Here is a 19,569-nt window from a genome sequence, read left to right on the forward strand (position 1 = left end):
AAGTAAGATTATCAGTAAATTACGTGCATTTTACTTAATTTGCTTAAATAAGGTATTTATTTCCAAATCTACTTGGAAAAGAATAAAAAAATTAAAAATGACTATTATTATTTAAACAGAGAAGCTCGATATCACCCTTCAAGTAAAAGTTTTATCTACAATGTTAGAAATCTAATTCTGTTTTCTTTAATTCTTATGTTCAGTTTATGCGACATGATGATTGTGCGATTACTGATTATAGGAGAATACAAATTTGTTCTTTAACAATTTTCAAAGCATGTGTCAAAAGGAAATGTACTATATGATTATTTAGGATAATTTATGTATAGTAAATAACCTTACTCATATCTAAGAGTAAGGTTATTAATGATTTAGTTAAATACCCATCTTGTTTCTGTTGCTCCCGGTTGTCCTATCGCTTTATAACCCGTGCTTCTAATCTAATCTTTATTAACTTCATATTTTATTTATCTACTTGCGACATATCTATTATCACCTTTTAGAGTATTCAAGAATCTAATTGACATTACATTAAATTTATCTGGTTGATCAACGTTCACAACATGACCACTATCCTCGATAATTTCAAGCTGCGCATGATTGCTCTTCTTCACTACTTCCTCAACTGGAAGTAAGAACATATAATCTTCTTGCCCCATGACATACAAGGTAGGAATATCCAACTCATTTTCTTCAAACTGCACCAACAATGGAACGACATCCTTCGTTAACTTAAACCACTTGACAAATTCTTTTTGACATAGCTTCTTTGCTTGATTAACAAAAAGCAACCGAGATTCCTTATGTCTTTTTTTAGGCATTAAACACCAAGCAAATAATTTATATAACCACATATACGGAACAACTTTTTTCCCTACATTCCCCAAGAACATTAAGGTTTTTACGCGGGTGTTTAACCGTATAACAGCACCACCCAAAATCATAGTTTTAACTCTATTGGGCTCAATTTCTGCAATATTTCTAATTAATATCGTTCCTAATGATATTCCCACAAAATGTGCATTTTTAATGTTTAAGTCATTTAATACCTCAATAATATCTAAACTTACATCGGAAAAAGAGTAATTTCTCTTCAAAATCCCTCTATCTTTTGACTTTCCGTGTCCCCTTAAATCTATCAGTAGTACATTAAAGTGCTCTTTAAATGCTTTTAATTGTTTATACCATACTGTTGAACTTCCTCCCGCACCATGAATAAAAACCACCCAATCATGAACATCGCTTAATTTAAATCTCTTAGAATAAAGCATTATCCAACAACACCTTTCACAAAATACAGTTTAATGGAAATAAAAAACCACAAGCTACAGTACACCCCAATGTACTGTTTGTTTTGTGGTTCCTCCACTTTCTTACGAAATTTAAGTATTCGAGTCATTATGATTTAACAAAGCAATCCTTATACTTTTTCCATTGTTAGAAAGGAATAATGGATTCCCTGGTTTTCATCATAATGTTTTTCTTCTTCGATAACTATGAACCCTTTAGGGACTTCAAAAAATGTATCGCCTTCTATAATTACATCCACTTTAGTTAAATAAATTTTATCAACATAAGGGCTAAATAATTTATATACTTCACCACCGCCGATAACCATATTTTCTTTATCAACGGGTAAATACTTTATGATCTCATCAATAGAATGATAGACATGACATCCTTCTTGTTGATAATTTCTTTCTCTTGTTAAAATATAGTTCTCCCTGTTTGGAAGAGGTTTCCCAATCGAATCAAATGTTTTCCTACCCATAATCACGTTTTTGCCTGTAGTTTTGCTCTTAAAATATTTTAAGTCATTTGATAGATTCCAAGGGAGTTTGTTATCTACACCAATTACTCCGTTTTTACTTACAGCGACAATAAATGAAAAACTCACTTATGAACACCCTTTCTAAATTCCAAGAATCCAATCGGCTACTTGTCAAATTACTATTATTCTAGCAAAGGATAGACTATTTGACGAATTGAAAAAAATTACAAAATTATTCAGCTTCTACCTAGATCTTCCTTTAGAGAAAAGAGAAACTTTAGCTTAGTTTGTTAACTGAAGCGGGTTGGAATTACAAATCATTCAAATCTAAAAGCACATCGAAATCATTATTTTGTTTTCCAACCACTCACTATCATCTTCATTTTCTAAAAATCTTCCTGTTTATCTTCAATTAATTCGTATCTGTTATTTAACCAAACGATATTTCCAGCAACCATTTCTAGTAATGTAGAAATCACCAATCCATAATAAGCAATTATATAGAAACCGGAGTTATTTTTATCAACATAACATTGGGCAGCAGAAGGATGATAACCTAATATTGATCCTAACCTTTCATTTATGGTGCATATTTGATTTAACGTTAGTGCTAACCAACAGAAAAGACACTACATGTACATGCGTTAATTTTTTTGTAGCTAAACGCTGTTCAACGTAAAAACAGCCGTACTCAATAATATCTTAAGTAGATATTATTGGGTACGGCTCTATATAAGCTACTGTAGATGACTGTCTATTCACATCCATCTATACTACAATTCATCCCAGTTGAAGGAGTTTTAGCAGTTTCTAATTGTTTATTAATAGCACGTTCAATTGAGTCTGATGATTGCACACCTGATAGCTGTTGATTTCCTATTTGGATTGTTGGTACTGCACGAATATTCGCTTCTGTATAAGCGTGTTGAAGTTGCTTTTGATGAACTTGCTCATATTTTCTTGAAACGAGTGATTCTTTGAATTCATTTGCATCAAGACCAACATTTTCAGCAATTGAAGTTAATATCTCAACATCACTTATATCTTGTTCAAGTTGCCAAAAAGCACGGAAGACTGCGTCAGCATACTCATTTCCTTTACCTCTCTCTTTTGCAAACTGCAACCCTTCATGTGTTAAATGAGTTCGAGGGTGTGGAGACATTTCGGGTAAGACCATTTCTACACCAATACGCTCAGAAAGAGGCTTTACTGAATGTTGCCATCCTGTTTGAATATAATTGCTTTCTGGTCTAAGTGGTTCGCTATTTCCTGGACGGAGTTCATATGGCATCCATTCGATTTCAACATCTTTTCCACTCGTTGCTTCTAGAAGTGGTTTCTTTGCTAAGAAACAAAACGGACAAACAAAATCTGAATATACTTTCATCTTTACAGTCATTTTTTCACCTTCATTTATAATTTTTTACATATAATGTCTTAGTAAGTATACAATGAAGGCTTTAAATATGCTAACGATATACATGTTAGCTATTGTTGAGAGTTTTCTTCAATATTAGAATATCCATATACGGGGTAGTGATCAGAAAATTCATTGTACTTATTTATAATTGCTGTCCATGTTGGTGATTTAACATTAAGCACTTCATTTGTCCAAAAATCAGGTTGTTTATGATTTTTTTCTAAGAATATATAATCTAAATACCTTGGATCTCCATCAGGAAATTTATAGGTAACAATTTCATTTGTTTCCGGATCAAATGTTGAGCTATGTCCAGTAAATTGTGTAGGTTCGTTGACATTTAAAGTATCAATCAAAGACTGATACTCATCAACATTATACCTGTTTACATTAAAATCACCGCCAATAAACAGTACCTCATCTAAGGGAACGTCCTTGTCTGTTATAAATTCTGCTATTTCTTGGAATTGTGTTTTTCGAATTCTATTTGCCTCATCAGTGCCACAGCCGGTATCATCAGCTTGGGCATGAGTACCTATAATATGATAATAATCATCTTCCTTTTCAACCTTTACATAAACAAATCCTTTGTTAGCGAAATAATCTACACCACAGCCCTCTTCAAATACATATTGAATTTGCTCAAGAATTGGCCATTTAGAAATAATTGCAACACCCCCATCTTCTGGAACTATATTTGAGTAATGACCTAGCGTTTCATCCCAGCCATCTTTACTTCTTCCTAAAACAGGCGTTTGAAACGGGTACTCTTCCGCTATGTTATTAAGTAATATTTTCGAAGAGTTATTATCATATAGCTCATTAAATATGATTGCATCCTGACCTTTTATGTAGTCTGCCTCACTAATAAAAGTCGCTCGATCTTTTTGCCCCCAGCTGGAAGCATAAGTAGGCATAAGAAAAACATTATGTTGTAACAATTTAAAATCGTTTGGATAATGACTTGAAGCGAATGATTGATGAAAATTGATCGTTATTCCAACTAAAAAAGCGCAAAATAAAAGAGTGATATACTTTTTCAATTGTCAAACCTCCAGTCTTTTAATTATGCTGTTATTAAATAGATAGTTGTTTTGCGTATATTAAATAAACACGAACACAACTAAGTTTCGCCGTGTAAATTCTTTTATAAATCGATGACTGTTGAGAAAAGGACTTCTTTATCTTCTGGTTTAGGAACGATAACAACAAAGTTTAATAAATAGCCTCTTGTATATATAAACTCATTGGAATAGTTAGATGACAGGTTTATGAAATTTGTACTATTATATATGTGGCTAACAGATAGTAGGGAAATAGCCAAAAATAAAGAGACGGCATAACATAACTGTTATCCGTCTATAATTTTTGAAAATAAACTTTGAGTTCAAATAATATTTACTACGATGGTTTATTTACTTTTGACTCTTTTAATGAACTAAACCAACCATCTAGTGACCATTGCTTACTTCCATTAATCGCTAAATATAATGCCATAGCTAGTAATGCAAGATCTAATTCATAGCCAGCCATAGTACCATTACCCGTAAAACCAACATCGAGTTTTACTTTAAATATTGCTACAATCATAATAATGCATAGGAGACTGCCTGTAATTCTTGTTCCTAAGCCTAATATGAGTGCAGCACCTCCGATTACTTCGACTAAAGCTACAACATAAGCAAAGAAACCAGCGATACCCATACCGTCAAACCAAGTTGAAACCTGATCAATTCCTGTTTGAAACTTGTCGAGTCCATGAATAAAAAAAGTAACACCTAAAACGATCCGTAAAATGATTGCACCTAACTCATGTTTGTTTGTCACGGTAATCCTCCATTCCTAAATTTTATAGTCTAATAAGAAGAGATAAGTCTACGCTACATTATATTTTGCTGATAATTGATTATGACAGTTGGACATGCTTAAAAGTCATTTTCATCAAATAGAATAAAGCTACTGAAAAAACGATAATAGATTATTATTCAAGTTTTGGAATAGCAACAAAGTAACAAAAAGTAAGCGAAAAAAATTCGTGAATTTTGTTTCGTAAAGTTAGGATGAATAATAGTGTGAAAAGCCTAAATTAGTAACGAAAAAGCCTTTACAAAATAAAAAAAACTGTTAACCTTAAACTATGGAAACGCTTAATTTTATTATGAATATTATATAATTTACGAAACTATTCGGAGGTGAAGGGTAACTGAAAAAATAAATAAATGTTAAACCTGGTCTAATATCAAATATGCTTTTTATTATTGACTGTTCTCGTATAGACTGTTGTTTTCGTACTAAAAAATAAACACATATACAACTAGATTTCGTGGCATCTCTCTTCTATAAAACGATGACTGATGAGTAAAACGACATCTTTTTACTTCCCATTTTGGGAACTATAGCAATAAATTTTACGAAAAGAGCCTTCTTTATTAGACTAGACTTTTTATTAACATTTTTACGTTTTCTTCAAGATTTTATTTATGTCAGTACTACTGACAATCTTATTAGAAAAGGGAACTGGCTATGAAAGTAACTATTAAAGATATTGCAAAAATGGCGGGTGTCTCACCGGCAACAGTATCGAAAATTATTAATAATTATAAGGATGTAGGTGAAGAGACACGACAAAAAGTGCTCGATATTATGGAACAGACGGGATATCGTCCATCTTATTCGGCTAGATCTCTTGCTATGCAAACGTCTAACATTATCGGAGTCATTTATGCAGGTAACGTTAATGCTGATTTTAATCATCCATTCTTTATTGAGGTCATGAACTCCTTTAAAAAGTCTATTGGATCATTAGGATATGATTTGCTATTTTTTTCTAATGAAAAATTTAATGGCGGTAACGAAAACTATCTAGAAAGATGTCGTCACTACCAAGTAGATGGTTGCATTGTGATTAGTGGAGAAGAAATCCAATCCTCCATATTTGATTTAGTTAAAAGTGAGATACCGTGTATTGGTGTTGATTTGCAATTAGATGGCAAACGTTCTTCTTATATTATGAGCAACAATGTGAAAGTAGGAAAAAAGGTAGTAGAGCACTTTTATTTATCGGGGTACAGAGATATAGGTTTCATAGGTGGAATGAAAAATTCACCTGTCACAGCTTATCGTTTGGAAGGATTTAAGAAAAAAATGGCTGACTTTGGGTTAGTTGAAAATGAAGACTGGGTTACCTACGGAGATTATTTTGAGGAAAGTGGCTACCAATGTATGCTGAAGATATTACAAGCGAAAACATTACCTAGAGCAATATTTGCGGCCTCTGATTTGATGGCATTTGGAGCACTAAGAGCTGTTAAAGAAAGAGGATTGCGTGTGCCAGAAGATATTGCGATTGTTGGGTGCGATGATATCGATGCATGTAAATACACTGAACCTCCATTAACATCTATTAAGCAAGACAAGAGTAAAATAGGTAAATTAGCCGCCTATATGCTAGTAGATTTAATAGAAGATCATGTCCAATCAACTAACTTAATGGTCGAACCAGAACTTGTCATTCGAAAATCTTGTGGCTCTCATTTGGCAGAACATTAATTGATGTTCTGCTTTTCCTTGGTCAGTTTCATGTGAATTCACAGTAATATAAGCTCTATCTAGCCACTTAAAAAAGCTATATGAACGAGAGAAGGACTTTTATGAAAAAAATATCATTCATTGCAATTATTATGTTTATCATTATAAGTTTCGTTTATATAAAAGATTTATTGAGCGGTGGAGGGGAGTTAATGATCTTGGATAATGGATATGCTAAAGGCATGAATATAAATAACTTAGAGATAGCTGTTGAAGCTGGCTCTACACATGGCTCAACGAAAGTGATTGCTAATGCTGAGAAAGGTAACCATTTAGTTGTAATCATTTCACAGGACAAAGTTTTAGAACGAAGTGAAGGTGAGTTCGTTCCTGCCGGGAAAATGTCCATCAATCCATATCAATCGGGTGACGATATTTCAGGTGTGGATGACAGCATTAATAAATACATAGCTGTATATGAAGCAAATAACAGGAATCAAGTTGTGAAAGCCGCATTAGTTCAGCTAAATAAGCACCAAATCACTCCTGAAAAGTGGGATTTAGTATGGGGTGATGAGTTTGATGGCGAAGACATAGATATCAGTAAATGGAACTATATTGAAGCTGGAAATGGCTTTGGTAATAACGAACTTCAGTTTTATACTTCAAGACAAAAAAATGCACGTTTGGATGGGAAGGGTAACTTAATTATTGAAGCACATATGGAAAACTATGAACAAAGGGAGTATACATCGGCCAAATTAACAACCGAAGGTAAAGGTGACTGGACATATGGCAAATTTGAAATTCGTGCTAAATTGCCAGAAGGACAAGGGATTTGGCCTGCCATTTGGATGATGCCAACCGATTATGAAATGTATGGGAAATGGCCTTCATCCGGAGAAATTGATATTATGGAGCTGTTGGGCCATAAACCAGGAACTGTGCACGGAACAATCCATTACGGTGTACCTTGGACGCATACAGGAGGCTTTTTTACATTGCCAAATGAGGAGAAATTTTCAGAAGATTTCCATGTTTTCTCCATTGTATGGGAACCAGGTGAAATACGTTGGTATGTTGATGGCATTTTATACTTAAAACAACAAAAGTGGTTTTCTAAACAGTCAGATGCAAATGAAAAATTTAACTATCCGGCACCATTTAATCGTGATTTTTATATACAGCTTAATTTAGCTGTTGGTGGGAATTGGCCAGGTAGTCCAGATGAAACAACTTTGTTTCCTCAACAATTCCTAATTGATTACGTACGAGTATATCAATTGGATGGAGAGTATAGACAAGTTGATGAAAGTTTACAAAGTGGTTACTGAGTTTAATTAAACTGTAGAGCCTACAAATGTACTATTTGAGATTTCTAAACCGTTTTCGACTTTTTTCTTTATTTTAATATATAAATAGAGTTCTTTTTTAGATAGTAGGTAATTTTACTATAATTTTTTTAAAAAAATGACTTTACAAGTAGGCATTTTTGAGTAATAATGAAATTGTAACGAAACCGCTTTCAGTGATGAAAGCAGAAAACATAGTATTTTATACACAAATTATATTTGAGGGGGAGAAACATGAGTAAGAAAGTGTTTTCGAAATTTGCAATGTTTACATTAGCTATTGCACTTATTTTTAGTGTTGCTGCTTGTTCTGGTAATGATGGCGCTTCAAATGGCTCTAGTGAAGGTACAAGTAATGAAACAGCTTCTAATGATAGCAACCAAGAAGAGCAAAAAGATAAAGTTACACTAAAAATGTTAGGTTGGACAAATAAAGCGGTAAATGATTATATTACAGAACTTAACGAAGCATTCATGGAGGAATACCCTGAGGTAGAGGTTGAATACACAGTCACTGCATCAGACGACGTGTATAAGCAATTAATGCAATCTAGATTAGCTGCTGAAGATGTTGATCTATTCCCTAACTTATCTGGTTTTATCTTATCGCCACAAGAGTGGTCGCCAGGAGCTGAAAAGCCAAACTGGCAACAATGGATTGAAGCAGGACAAATCGCTGATTTAACTGGTGAATCTTTCTTAGATAACTATAACCCTTCTGACATCGAAAATGGTGGAATGTTTGACGGTAAAGTGTACGGTGTACCAGTTGGTACAACTGCATTTTCAGGCTTATACTATAACAAAGACATTTTTGCAGATCACGGTTTAGAAGTTCCGACAACTTGGGATGAGTTCATAAACGTGTTAGACACATTACAAGATAATGAAGTTACTCCACTTGCTTTTGCAGGTAAAGATACGTGGCCATTAGCAATCACTGTTCAAGGCTTACAAGCTTCAATTTTAGGTGATCAATTAGAGTTTATTAAAGGCTTATGGACTGGTGAAAGCAAATTTACTGATGAAAAACCTCTAGAAGTATTAACAAAAGCTCAACAAATGATGGGATACGCAATCAATGGATTTATGGGAATTGATTATGCAACATTACCTTCATTATTTACATCTGGTTCAGTTGCGATGATGGGTGATGGTGCATGGAAAGCACCAGAATTAACAAAAGACTTTCCTGATTTGAATTTTGGATACTTCCCAATCCCTGGTAGTGACAATGCTGAGGATAATAAAAGCTTAGCTGGTAAGTATGATATGACATATTTAGTAGCAGAAAATGCACCAAATAAAGAGTATGCAATTAAATGGTTAGAGTTCTTCTCTCAACCAGAAAATTACACAGATTTTGTTAATGCATCAGGAATGCTGCCAGTTCAACCAAATGTAGTAGCTGACAGTGAATTCGTAAATGAGATCTCTCCATATTTACAAGAGTTCAAGCTTGGTTATGAGCAATTATTCATCAATAGACCAAACGCTGGTGAGCACATTGCGAATGCAGGTGTTCATGCTGAATATATTGCACCAGGTGGACCGATCGAAACAGCTCAAGAATTAGCGGAAATTCAACAACAAGAATGGGAAGACGCTGAAGGCAACTAAGCCCTTCTATTAAAATATTACTGCTAATTAAGGGCCTGAAATCAGGCCCTTAATTTATCCCAAAAACTACTAGCTTTTGAAGCTCGTGAGGTGAGACTTATGTATCCTTTTGGAAAAGGGAGATCTAGACTGTATCCATATCTCTTTTTGTTACTCCCTTTAAGTTTATATGTTGCATTTTTATTTGGTCCCTCAGTTTTCACAGTAATCTTTTCATTTACTGATGTTACTAGTGTACCTGGGCAGGGGTTTTCTTTTGTAGGTTTAGATAATTATAAAGAAATATTTTTCTCTTCGAATACCCCAGAAAGATATGCAGCAATTCAGAGAACTATATATTTCGCAATTGTTGTAACAGTTATTCAAAACTCTGTTGGTTTACTTATGGCCTTAGTATTAAATCAAAAATTAAAAGGTGATAAGTTTTTTAGATCAGTATTTTTTATCCCTGTATTGTTAGGGGTAACAGTTGTTGGTCTTATTTGGCAGCTAATGTTTAACCCTATTAATGGACCTGTTCAAAAAATATACGGTTTATTTGGTTATTCGGACACATTCTTTGGAAATTTTGAACATGCTTTTGAGTATATTATGTTTGTACAAATATGGATGTATATGGGTTATTCAATGCTCATTTTCCTTGCTGGATTACAGACTGTACCAAAAGATTTATACGAAGCAGCCTACATTGATGGTGCAAATAGTTGGCAGTCATTTAAAAATATTACTTTCCCGATGATTGCTCCTGCTTTTACAGTAAATATTTTGCTATCAATTATTGGAGCACTTCAAACTTATGACATCATTATCGTCTTAACACGAGGGAACTTTAATACGAGTACGATAGGATTCGATGTTTACAGCGAAACGTTTAGAAGTAATACGATTGATTTAGGATTACCAGCAGCTTTATCGATGATCCAATTTTTAATCGTTCTCATTTTTGTTGTTGTGTCACAGCATTATTTACGAAAGAGAGAGGTGGGATAAGACATGAAAACATCCAAATCAATAAAATTTTTAAGCTATTTCTCCGTGTTTATCATGCTAGTACTTTATCTTGTGCCACTTCTCTTAGTTGTAAATACAGCTTTTAAGACAAATGCAGAGTTTATTATTAGTCCAAACTCAATTGCAGAAAACTTTAATTTTCAAAACTTTTTAGATGCATGGGAACAAGGAGCTTTCTCGACATACGTATGGAATACCTTACTATATACTGGTGTCTCAACTGTTATCGTTATCATCTTTTCGATATTTGCTGCATTCCCAATTGCTAGAGGTTATGTAAAATGGAGTGGATTGCTATATATCTTTTTTACAATGTCGATGTTTCTACCAAACCCAATTGTTCCTCAATTTAGAATGATGGTTGAGACAGGGCTATATAATACTCAACTTGGTTACATCTTAATTCGTTCAACAGGATTTGGTGTCGTTTTCATTTTGTTTGTTGGTTATATTAAATCGATTAGTAAGGAATTAGATGAAGCAGCAAGTATTGATGGCTGTGGCTACGGTCGATATATGTTTTCCGTCATCATGCCATTAATGAAGCCGATTATTGCTACAGGAATCGTATTAACTGCCATTGGAACATGGAACGATTTGCTAGGGCCAATCCTCTACTTATCAGATAGTAAACTTTGGTCGATTTCAGCAGGTTTATTAAATTTCCAAGGACAATATGGTAATAATTGGCCATTGCTATCATGTGGTATTTTAATTGTGGCAGCCCCACTATTAATCTTATATATCTTCCTTCAAAAATATATTATTGAAGGTACGATGTCTGGAGCTGTAAAATCATAACGTGAGGTAGGAGCGCATCCTACCTTTTTGTTTAGTAAAGGCTATATTCCTATTGATTTGTTGTTTTTCATATTAAGAATTTTAAACAGATGCTCAAATAGAGTTCGTGGCATCTTTTTTAATATATAACGGTGACCATCTTTCGAATTTGGTAACAATTGCTAGAAAGTTAAAGTTAAGAGCCTTAATAAAAACAGGTTTTTAATATCGTTTGTCATCCTACGTAAATGAAAATAATGATTGTGTTGTCCGCGCTAGTTCTTCGACTTAAGTGAGCAACGATACTCTAGTCTTCCAATAATGTTACAACTCTAATTAACACATAACCAAAATAGGTAAGTTTGTTTTGATAAGGGGATAATTATTGTTACGCATCTATTTTAGGATGTTACGAAAATAATTCGTGAGTTTAGTCATGTTAAAAAAGCTGAAATATCAGTATTTTTTATAAAAAATGCCTTTACATTATTATAAAAAACGTCGATAATTATACTATAAACCGAAAGCGGTTTCGTTGCTTTGGTAAAGGGTTAAGATAATTGTAACGGATACTGTAATTATAATAAATTATGTTGAGACTCTTTTTCGAATACTGAAAACTGCATAAGATGGTGAATAGACAATAAGATGACATTTTGCTAAACATTAAAGATTTGTATTTCTATGTCAACAATAGGTCGTTTAATGAAAGAGGAGATGAATATTATGTTAGCACAAAAATCATTCCCTAAAGGCTTTGTGTGGGGTACGGCTACTTCTTCATATCAAATTGAGGGAGCCATTGAAAAAGACGGACGTTCAGAATCGATTTGGGATACCTTTTGTAGAGTACCTGGCAAAGTTGTAAATGGAGATAACGGTGACATCGCATGTGATCATTACCATAAAATTGAAGAAGATGTAAAATTACTCGCAGATTTAGGCATCAAACATTACCGATTTTCAGTTGCATGGCCTAGAATATTCCCGCAAAAATCGGTTGTAAATCAAGCTGGTTTAGATTTTTATAAACGCTTATTAGCAGAGTTGAAAAAATACGATATTAAACCTGCATTAACAATTTATCATTGGGATTTGCCTCAATGGATTCAAGATGAGGGTGGCTGGGTTAATAGAAACATAGTTGATTATTATATGGAGTATGCTACTACTCTATTCAATGAGTTTGGTAATGAAGTACCAATGTGGTTCACGCATAATGAACCTTGGTGTGCAGCATTTTTAGGATATGGTGAAGGTGTCCATGCACCTGGACATCAAAATTGGAGAGAAGCGATTATTGCGTCGCACCATATCTTTTTATCACATGGCTTAGCAGTACAGAAATATAAAGATATGAACCTACCTGGCGATATAGGGATTGTACTAAATCTTCAGCCTGCTTACCCTGCAACTAATTCTGAAGAGGATATTGCAGCAACAAAAAGACAAGACGGCTATAGTAATCGCTGGTTCTTGGATCCAATTTTTTACGGTAAGTACCCTACTGATATGCTTGAATGGTTTAAAAATGAAGTTGGTGAATATGACTTTATTAAAGAAAATGACTTAGCTACAATAAATAACCCAGGTGACTTTCTTGCGGTCAATTTTTATAGTCGATCAGTTGTTGCAGCTGGAGAAGAAAACCAACTATTAAAGCTAAATCACATCCCACAAGAGGGTGAGCATACAGATATGGGATGGGAAGTACACCCTGAATCATTATATGTATTACTTAAACGTCTGCAATCTGAATATACTGAGCTACCAATCTACATCGCTGAAAATGGTGCTGCAATGAAAGATGAGTTAGTGGCAGGAGTAGTTGATGATAAGGACCGTATTGCCTATGTTCAATCTCATCTTGAAGCATGCCACCGCTTCATTGAAGAAGGTGGGAATTTAAAGGGATACTATTTATGGTCATTTATGGACAATTTTGAGTGGGCATTTGGTTATGAAAAACGCTTTGGTATGGTATATGTTGATTATAAAACACAACAGCGTATTCCGAAGGAAAGTGCTAAATGGTTTACAAATGTTATGAAAGAAAATGCCATCGTACAACCGGTATTAAGATAACTTAACATCATATTAATGATAAAAAGCAGGAACGTATTGGATTTAACAATATGTTTCTGCTTTTTTAGTTGGCTATGTTTTTTAGAGAGTCATTTCCATTCAAACCAAGTGGGTGAAAGGTAGGCTTCTTTGATAGACATTTCAGGAGTATTTAGTTAATTTAATAATATTCCTGCTCACTTACATAGTTGATATTGTGACAAAGACATACGCGATCGCAACCATAAAAATAGTCCCAATCAAACCTGCAATAAAAGCTTTTATCCCATACAAACGGAATGACTGTGTATCAATCATAAGACCGATGGCAGCCATTGCTGTTCCTATAAGAATATACGCAATCATTACTAGAAAATCACTTATATGAACAGGAATACTAATAAACGTATTTAACATACTCATAGATAAAAAGCCTATGATAAACCAAGGAAATGGTAGCTTGTTTCCTGCCGAATTATTATTATTCATACGATACATGTGACCTATGATAATTGCAATAGGAACCAATAACAGTACACGAGTAAGCTTAATGATGACCGCGATATCCGTGGCGGATTTACCACGAACATCTGCGGCAGCAACTACATGTGCTAACTCATGAAGTGATAAACCGGACAATATTCCATATTGTATATCTGATAAAGGCAACTTAGCTGAAAAAAGTACAAATATAAGTGTAAATAAAGTTCCTAATAATGCTATTACAGCAATACTAATGGTAATTTGGTCATTTTTTGCTCTCATCTGTGGAGCAATTGCAACAATTGCGGCTGCCCCGCAAATCCCAGTCCCACATGCAGTTAATAATCCAATGTTGTTATTTACATTCATTCTTTTACTAAGTATTACTATTACAATAATCGTTATAATAACAATGATTATTATGCCACTTAGAACATTTGCCCCAATCTCAATAATTGATTTTATGTTAAGACGAATTCCAAGAATAATAATACCTAAGCGAAGTAGTTTTTTGCTAGAAAATTCAATTCCAGCTGAATAATTTTGTTCAACGCCTAAAACTAAACGCCACACGATCCCTAAAATTAGTGCTATGACTAATGCACCAACTATTTCTAAATATGGTAGAGTCGATAGGAATTTAGCAACGGTTGCAAGTAAGAACGTTAAAAATACTCCAATAATAAATGCTCTATTATTTTCCTTTATACGCGATTTTCTGTGAATTTGTGGCTGATTTTCTTGCAGTAATGTCAAAATGACCACCTCATTTCTTAACCCCATCTTACGTTGATAATAAGAAAAGGGGAAATGAGATATTATTATGATAATCATAGGAAATTCTAATAACAGCCTAGTCTTCTTCTACAAGTGTGTACATCGATTTAACTTCATATGATAAAAGCTGAAGTTACATAATTTATTTTAACTGCTTATTTTTACAAAATCTTGTATAGTTGTAATAAGTTAAACGCTGTTACAATTTTCTAGCATGTTAAGTTAGCAGTTCAAAAGGAAAGTGAGGGTAAGAGATGAATATTGATGCGTTAAAAATTTTTGTTACAGTAGCAAAGTACAAAAACTTTTCTCGAGCTGCTGAACATTTAAACTTTTCACAACCGACTATTAGTTTACATATACGCAATTTAGAAGAAGAATTTAACGAACAGCTTCTTTATCGTTCTCCAAAATATGTTGAATTAACAAAGGCTGGTAAAGTGTTGTATAGAAACGCAAACAAAATTTTAACATTGTATAGCAATACGAAAGATGAAATTAACCATTTAAGTAATATTGTAAGTGGGAGCATAAAGATTGGAGCAAGTTATACAATTGGTGAATATTTATTACCAAAGTATTTAGCGCAGTTTACATCTGCGCACCCAGAGGTTGATATTGAAGTTGTGATTAAAAATACAGAAGAAATAACAGAATTAATAAGACAAGCTCGTTTGGATATTGGGCTGATAGAAGGTAAGATCGAAAACAATGATCTTGTTGTAAAGCCCTTTTTAGAGGATGAAATGGTTCTTGTTACATCTCCTTCATCACCAATCGCTTCGAAAGATAATATTTTACCAGCTCAGCTTAATAATCAAACTTGGATATTGCGAGAGATTGGCTCTGGAACTAGAGCATATAGTGATTATTTAATCAAGGAATGGAATTTATCTATTATGCGCTCTTACATATTTAATTCAAGTCAAGGGATTAAGGAAGCGGTTCTGAATAATCTTGGCATTGCCATTTTGTCACATATTATAGTGGAAAAAGAATTAGAACGTGGTGAACTCGTAGCGATTTCAATAAATAAAGCACATTTCACAAGAACGCTATCATTTATTCATCAAACCAATCATTCATTTTCTATGGCTGAACAAGTTTTTGTGAATGAAATGCTAGAAAAATAAGAGCATGATCATTGTTCTTATAAAAGATATATCGGATTATCTAGTAGAAATGATGATATATCTTTATTTTTGTATAGAGTGTATTTATAATGTTTAACAAATACTAAACATTTAGTATTAAATGTTTAGTTAGATGAAGGAGTGATTAAATGACACGAACAATGGTACTTGGGCTTCTTAAATCTAATGGACCAATGTCAGGTTACGAAATTCAACGAATGATGGAATCATCGAATACAGAAATGTGGGCAAACGTGAAACCTGCTTCCATTTACCATGCATTGAAAAAACTACAAAAAGAAGCAAAGGTTGAATTAGAGACAGTTGAACAAACAGGCTTAAGAACGAAGTCTATTTTTAGAATTACAACGAAAGGAGAAGCTGAATTAAATCGTTTACTCATTGAGTCATTGGCAACATCTTCGGTAGTATTTCCGACAGCTTTATATACATCGTTAACGTTTATAGACAATATATCAAATGATGAAATATTATTATCATTAGAAAAACAGAAAAACGAAGTCATTTATATTTATGAAACGATGAAGTCAGGCTATGCAGAGAAAGAAAAAATGTTTGGGTCTATACCTCATCAAGTGAAAATAATATTTGACAATATGTATAGCCAATGTGAATTGCAACTGAAATGTATTAATGACATGATCGAGTTTGCAAGGGGAGGAGAAAAGAGTGATAAAGAACAAGCAAAAAACATCAAATAAAACAGTGCTATTCATCGTGTCAATTGCGATATTTACAGATATGTTAATGTATGGTTTAGTTGTACCATTTCTGCCGATTTATGCTACTGATCTAGGAGCATCTCAATCCTTCGTAGGTATATTGTTTGCTAGTTATGCTATTGCTTTATTTATAGCTACCCCATTTTCTGGAGCCTTCGCAGATCGAATTGGAAGGAAAAAAATGATTACAATAGGGTTACTAGGCTTAGGGGTAACTACAATAGTATTTGCTATGTCTACATCATTGTGGCTCCTTGTTATTGCACGTGCTTTGCAAGGAGTTGCAGCCTCAATTCCTTGGTCTGCAGGGCTTGCGTTTGTTGCGGATGTTTTCCCAAGTGAAGAACGGGGGAAAGCGATGGGAATAGCCATATCAGGCCAATCAGCTGGTGTATTATTTGGCCCTTTATTTGGAGGCTGGCTTTTTGAATTGGGTGGATATAAGTTGCCTTTTTTTGTGGCAGGTGGGATTAGCTTATTGACTGCACTTCTTAGCTTTTTTTGTCTTCGGAGTATAACAGAGACAAAATCTGAGCGGTTCGTCTCATCTTTTGGCATACTTCGTCAAAGACAAATTCTTATTATCGCAGGAATCGCAGCAATAGGTGCAGCAGTTTTTGCGAGTATTGAGCCAACTTTACCGATACACATAACAAATAACTTACATGCCTCGCCAGGAATGATTGGATTACTCTTCGTTATCCCACCACTAGCTTATGGAATAATAGCACCTATTATTGGGATTTTGTCTACTAAAATAGGACATGTGAAATCGGTCATGTTAGGTATTGTACTAGTTGCAGTTGTATTACCGTTAAATGCTCTGCCTCAATCCATCGGGTATCAAGCTGTCACACTTGCCTTGTTAGGTGTTAGCCTTGGAATCGTACTCACACCAGCTCTTCCTAAATTGGCTGATATATCAGAACAAGCCGGTGTTACTTCACAAGGTATCATATTCGCAGTCTTCAATACTGCATATTCGTTTGGTATGATTGTTGGTCCATTAATAGCAAGCTTATTGACTGCATCCTTTGGACTTACGATCGCCTATGCAATGTTAAGTATTCTCTTCATTATATACTTAATTCCTTTATACAAACTTTCAAATACTCATTCTAAAGAGGTTAATACACATGAATAAGAGGGAGAACGGATGAGTTATTCAAAGGTATTAAGCGAGTTTAATATAATAGAAGGTCACGAAAATGAACATCATATTATTATTCAGGTAACCAAAAAGAACCTTCCTTCACATTGTCCGTATTGTCTGTCCTTGGCTAACTTATATAAATATGGAACTAGAAAACAAATGATTGTCGATATCCCTATTCGTTCAAAACAAGTAATTTTAGAGATTAACAGGAAAAGATACAAGTGTAAAGAATGCTTTACAAGCTTTTGGGAACCTTTAGAAAGTGTTGATCAAAAAAGACTGATGACGACAAGGCTTGTGAGATTTATAGAATGGGAGACCATGAAGAATAAATTTATAGACGTCGCTAGAGCAATAGGGGTGAATGAGAAAACGGTGAGGAACGTCCATAAAGATTATGTCAAAAACAAAGAGACTCATTAGCAAAAAGGATGAAAGGTGATCCTGGAGATTATATAGTATCTGACAAAGCAAATTATTATTTTAAGAAGGCTTTTTTCTTTAATGAGACTACTATATACATCAACAATAATATTATGAAATTGACCTCAATATAAATGAACGCTTTGTTTATACGTATTTTTTTCGTAGTACAATGCGAAAACAGCCAATAAATAGATTATAAATACTTACTCCCAATGTGAAAATAACTACGAGGTTTAAGAATAAATAGAGGCATAAATATTGCTTTACAGAACTTGAAATGCTAATGGAAAGGTATAACTACTTAATTATCGTAGATTATACCTTCTTAGTTTAATAGCAAGTATTGATATAGGTAACTAACTTAAATGTACTAAGTTAGTTACCTTCTATAACATCTGAAAAATTTCTAGAAGCAATCCAGGTGATCAAGTAGCTTAATAAACTACCGCTGAAAAAAATGATGAACCCTGGAAAGGCACTTGAAATGAAGTATATGCCAATTACTCCAAGTGCCATCATAATCGTTCTAATCGGATGTAGGATGCCTATAGAAAATGCACGTTGAATATATTGGAATATATTTAATTCATAATGAGCATATATTGGAAATAGATTTAGAATCGTAATGATAAACAATGCAGTAAGTAACAATGTACTTCCAAGTAAGATTATACCTAAAGCACTATTAAGCGACTTCACGTATACAAAATCTACGTATAACCCAAATCCTAAGATAATTAGTAAAAAACCTAACATATTTGCCTTCAAGAAATCACTTCGAAAATAACTCCAAAAAGTCTTGAAAATAGGGATGTCTATATCGCCTTGAATCCACTTTCTGGAAATAGAGAACATCGCGGTTGTCGCAGGGAATACACCCAAAAAAACTAAACCAACTAATGAAAATAAAATCCAATAAAGATTAAGTAGTAAGAACCGTGTAATCCACTCGGTTATCGTATAGATCCTGTCCATGTATGTAACCCTCTTTCTTCAAGGCTGTTTTCGCTTTGATGGTTGTTAAAATACGTATACTACTTTTCTTCCACAAAGTGATGAGAAAAAGCAATCACCAAATAATCGAGAAGAGCCTTCTTTAAAAATCAGTCAAAATCCAATAATTTTTGTACATATTCTTTAGTATAGATTTTCAACCTTTAATCAGTCAATAAACAGAAATTTCAGCATAAAAAAAGAGTTCTCTTACGATAGTCAATAATTAATTGAGAATTCTCTTATAGTAATAAAATAAAGAAAATACTTGTAATAGAGACGTAATTGTAATAACAAATAAAAACTCAGAAT

Annotated in this window: 17 protein-coding genes; 10 read left to right on the forward strand and 7 right to left on the reverse strand. The window is 33.7% G+C overall.

All coding sequences use genetic code 11. From position 1 onward, the window contains the following. Positions 1-467: 467 nt before the first annotated feature. The 5 genes from JM172_RS11570 to JM172_RS11590 form a co-directional block, all read right to left on the reverse strand. Positions 468-1,271 (reverse strand): alpha/beta fold hydrolase, encoded by an 804-nt coding sequence (locus JM172_RS11570; RefSeq protein ID WP_214482461.1) that lies wholly within the window; start codon positions 1,269-1,271, stop codon positions 468-470. A 149-nt stretch (positions 1,272-1,420) separates the two neighbouring features. Next, positions 1,421-1,897 (reverse strand): dihydrofolate reductase, encoded by a 477-nt coding sequence (locus JM172_RS11575; RefSeq protein WP_214482462.1) that lies wholly within the window; start codon positions 1,895-1,897, stop codon positions 1,421-1,423. Between the two features lie 628 nt (positions 1,898-2,525). Continuing rightward, positions 2,526-3,170: a DsbA family oxidoreductase gene (locus JM172_RS11580; protein WP_214482463.1), complete on the reverse strand. Its 645-nt coding sequence runs from the start codon at positions 3,168-3,170 to the stop codon at positions 2,526-2,528. Between the two features lie 89 nt (positions 3,171-3,259). Beyond that, entirely contained in the window at positions 3,260-4,234 is a 975-nt protein-coding gene (gene sph, locus JM172_RS11585) for a sphingomyelin phosphodiesterase (RefSeq protein WP_214482464.1), read from the reverse strand. A 358-nt stretch (positions 4,235-4,592) separates the two neighbouring features. After that, positions 4,593-5,018 carry a DoxX family protein gene (locus JM172_RS11590; protein WP_214482465.1) on the reverse strand — a complete coding sequence of 142 codons (426 nt, stop codon included), beginning with the start codon at positions 5,016-5,018 and terminating at the stop codon, positions 4,593-4,595. A gap of 696 nt (positions 5,019-5,714) precedes the next feature. On the opposite strand from JM172_RS11590, the gene JM172_RS11595 reads away from it, so the two are divergent. From JM172_RS11595 to JM172_RS11620, 6 genes are all read left to right on the forward strand, one after another. Further along, positions 5,715-6,740: a LacI family DNA-binding transcriptional regulator gene (locus JM172_RS11595; protein ID WP_214482466.1), complete on the forward strand. Its 1,026-nt coding sequence runs from the start codon at positions 5,715-5,717 to the stop codon at positions 6,738-6,740. Between the two features lie 101 nt (positions 6,741-6,841). Then, complete coding sequence (locus JM172_RS11600) at positions 6,842-8,053, forward strand: family 16 glycosylhydrolase (RefSeq protein WP_214482467.1); 1,212 nt, start codon at positions 6,842-6,844, stop codon at positions 8,051-8,053. A gap of 252 nt (positions 8,054-8,305) precedes the next feature. Beyond that, complete coding sequence (locus tag JM172_RS11605) at positions 8,306-9,691, forward strand: ABC transporter substrate-binding protein (protein ID WP_214482468.1); 1,386 nt, start codon at positions 8,306-8,308, stop codon at positions 9,689-9,691. Between the two features lie 99 nt (positions 9,692-9,790). Further along, on the forward strand, positions 9,791-10,681 hold the full coding sequence (locus tag JM172_RS11610) for a carbohydrate ABC transporter permease (protein WP_214482469.1): 891 nt from the start codon (positions 9,791-9,793) through the stop codon (positions 10,679-10,681). Between the two features lie 3 nt (positions 10,682-10,684). Next, positions 10,685-11,503, forward strand: a complete 819-nt coding sequence (locus tag JM172_RS11615; protein WP_214482470.1) for a carbohydrate ABC transporter permease — start codon at positions 10,685-10,687, stop codon at positions 11,501-11,503. A 663-nt stretch (positions 11,504-12,166) separates the two neighbouring features. Continuing rightward, the gene (locus JM172_RS11620; protein WP_250886629.1) at positions 12,167-13,567 is read left to right on the forward strand and encodes a GH1 family beta-glucosidase; all 1,401 of its coding nucleotides are present in this window, start codon (positions 12,167-12,169) and stop codon (positions 13,565-13,567) included. Positions 13,568-13,747: 180 nt separating this feature from the next. Here JM172_RS11620 and JM172_RS11625 read toward each other — a convergent pair whose 3' ends face one another. Then, positions 13,748-14,785, reverse strand: a complete 1,038-nt coding sequence (locus tag JM172_RS11625) for a YeiH family protein (protein ID WP_214482471.1) — start codon at positions 14,783-14,785, stop codon at positions 13,748-13,750. 275 nt (positions 14,786-15,060) lie between these two features. On the opposite strand from JM172_RS11625, the gene JM172_RS11630 reads away from it, so the two are divergent. The 4 genes from JM172_RS11630 (at position 15,061) to JM172_RS11645 (ending at position 18,261) form a co-directional block, all read left to right on the forward strand. Next, the gene (locus JM172_RS11630) at positions 15,061-15,939 is read left to right on the forward strand and encodes a LysR family transcriptional regulator (RefSeq protein WP_214482472.1); all 879 of its coding nucleotides are present in this window, start codon (positions 15,061-15,063) and stop codon (positions 15,937-15,939) included. Between the two features lie 149 nt (positions 15,940-16,088). After that, on the forward strand, positions 16,089-16,661 hold the full coding sequence (locus JM172_RS11635; RefSeq protein ID WP_214482473.1) for a PadR family transcriptional regulator: 573 nt from the start codon (positions 16,089-16,091) through the stop codon (positions 16,659-16,661). Then, positions 16,630-17,826, forward strand: coding sequence for an MFS transporter (locus JM172_RS11640; protein ID WP_214482474.1), 1,197 nt, complete (start codon positions 16,630-16,632; stop codon positions 17,824-17,826). Before JM172_RS11635 ends, JM172_RS11640 begins: the two co-directional genes overlap by 32 nt. Positions 17,827-17,838: 12 nt before the next feature. Further along, complete coding sequence (locus tag JM172_RS11645) at positions 17,839-18,261, forward strand: transposase family protein (RefSeq protein ID WP_214482475.1); 423 nt, start codon at positions 17,839-17,841, stop codon at positions 18,259-18,261. Between the two features lie 378 nt (positions 18,262-18,639). On the opposite strand, the gene JM172_RS11650 is transcribed toward JM172_RS11645, so the two are convergent. After that, positions 18,640-19,239, reverse strand: coding sequence for a YesL family protein (locus tag JM172_RS11650; protein ID WP_214482476.1), 600 nt, complete (start codon positions 19,237-19,239; stop codon positions 18,640-18,642). Positions 19,240-19,569: the final 330 nt, after the last annotated feature.

Source organism: Bacillus sp. SM2101, from assembly GCF_018588585.1.
In the GTDB taxonomy this organism is placed as follows: Bacteria; Bacillota; Bacilli; order Bacillales; family SM2101; genus Nanhaiella; species Nanhaiella sioensis.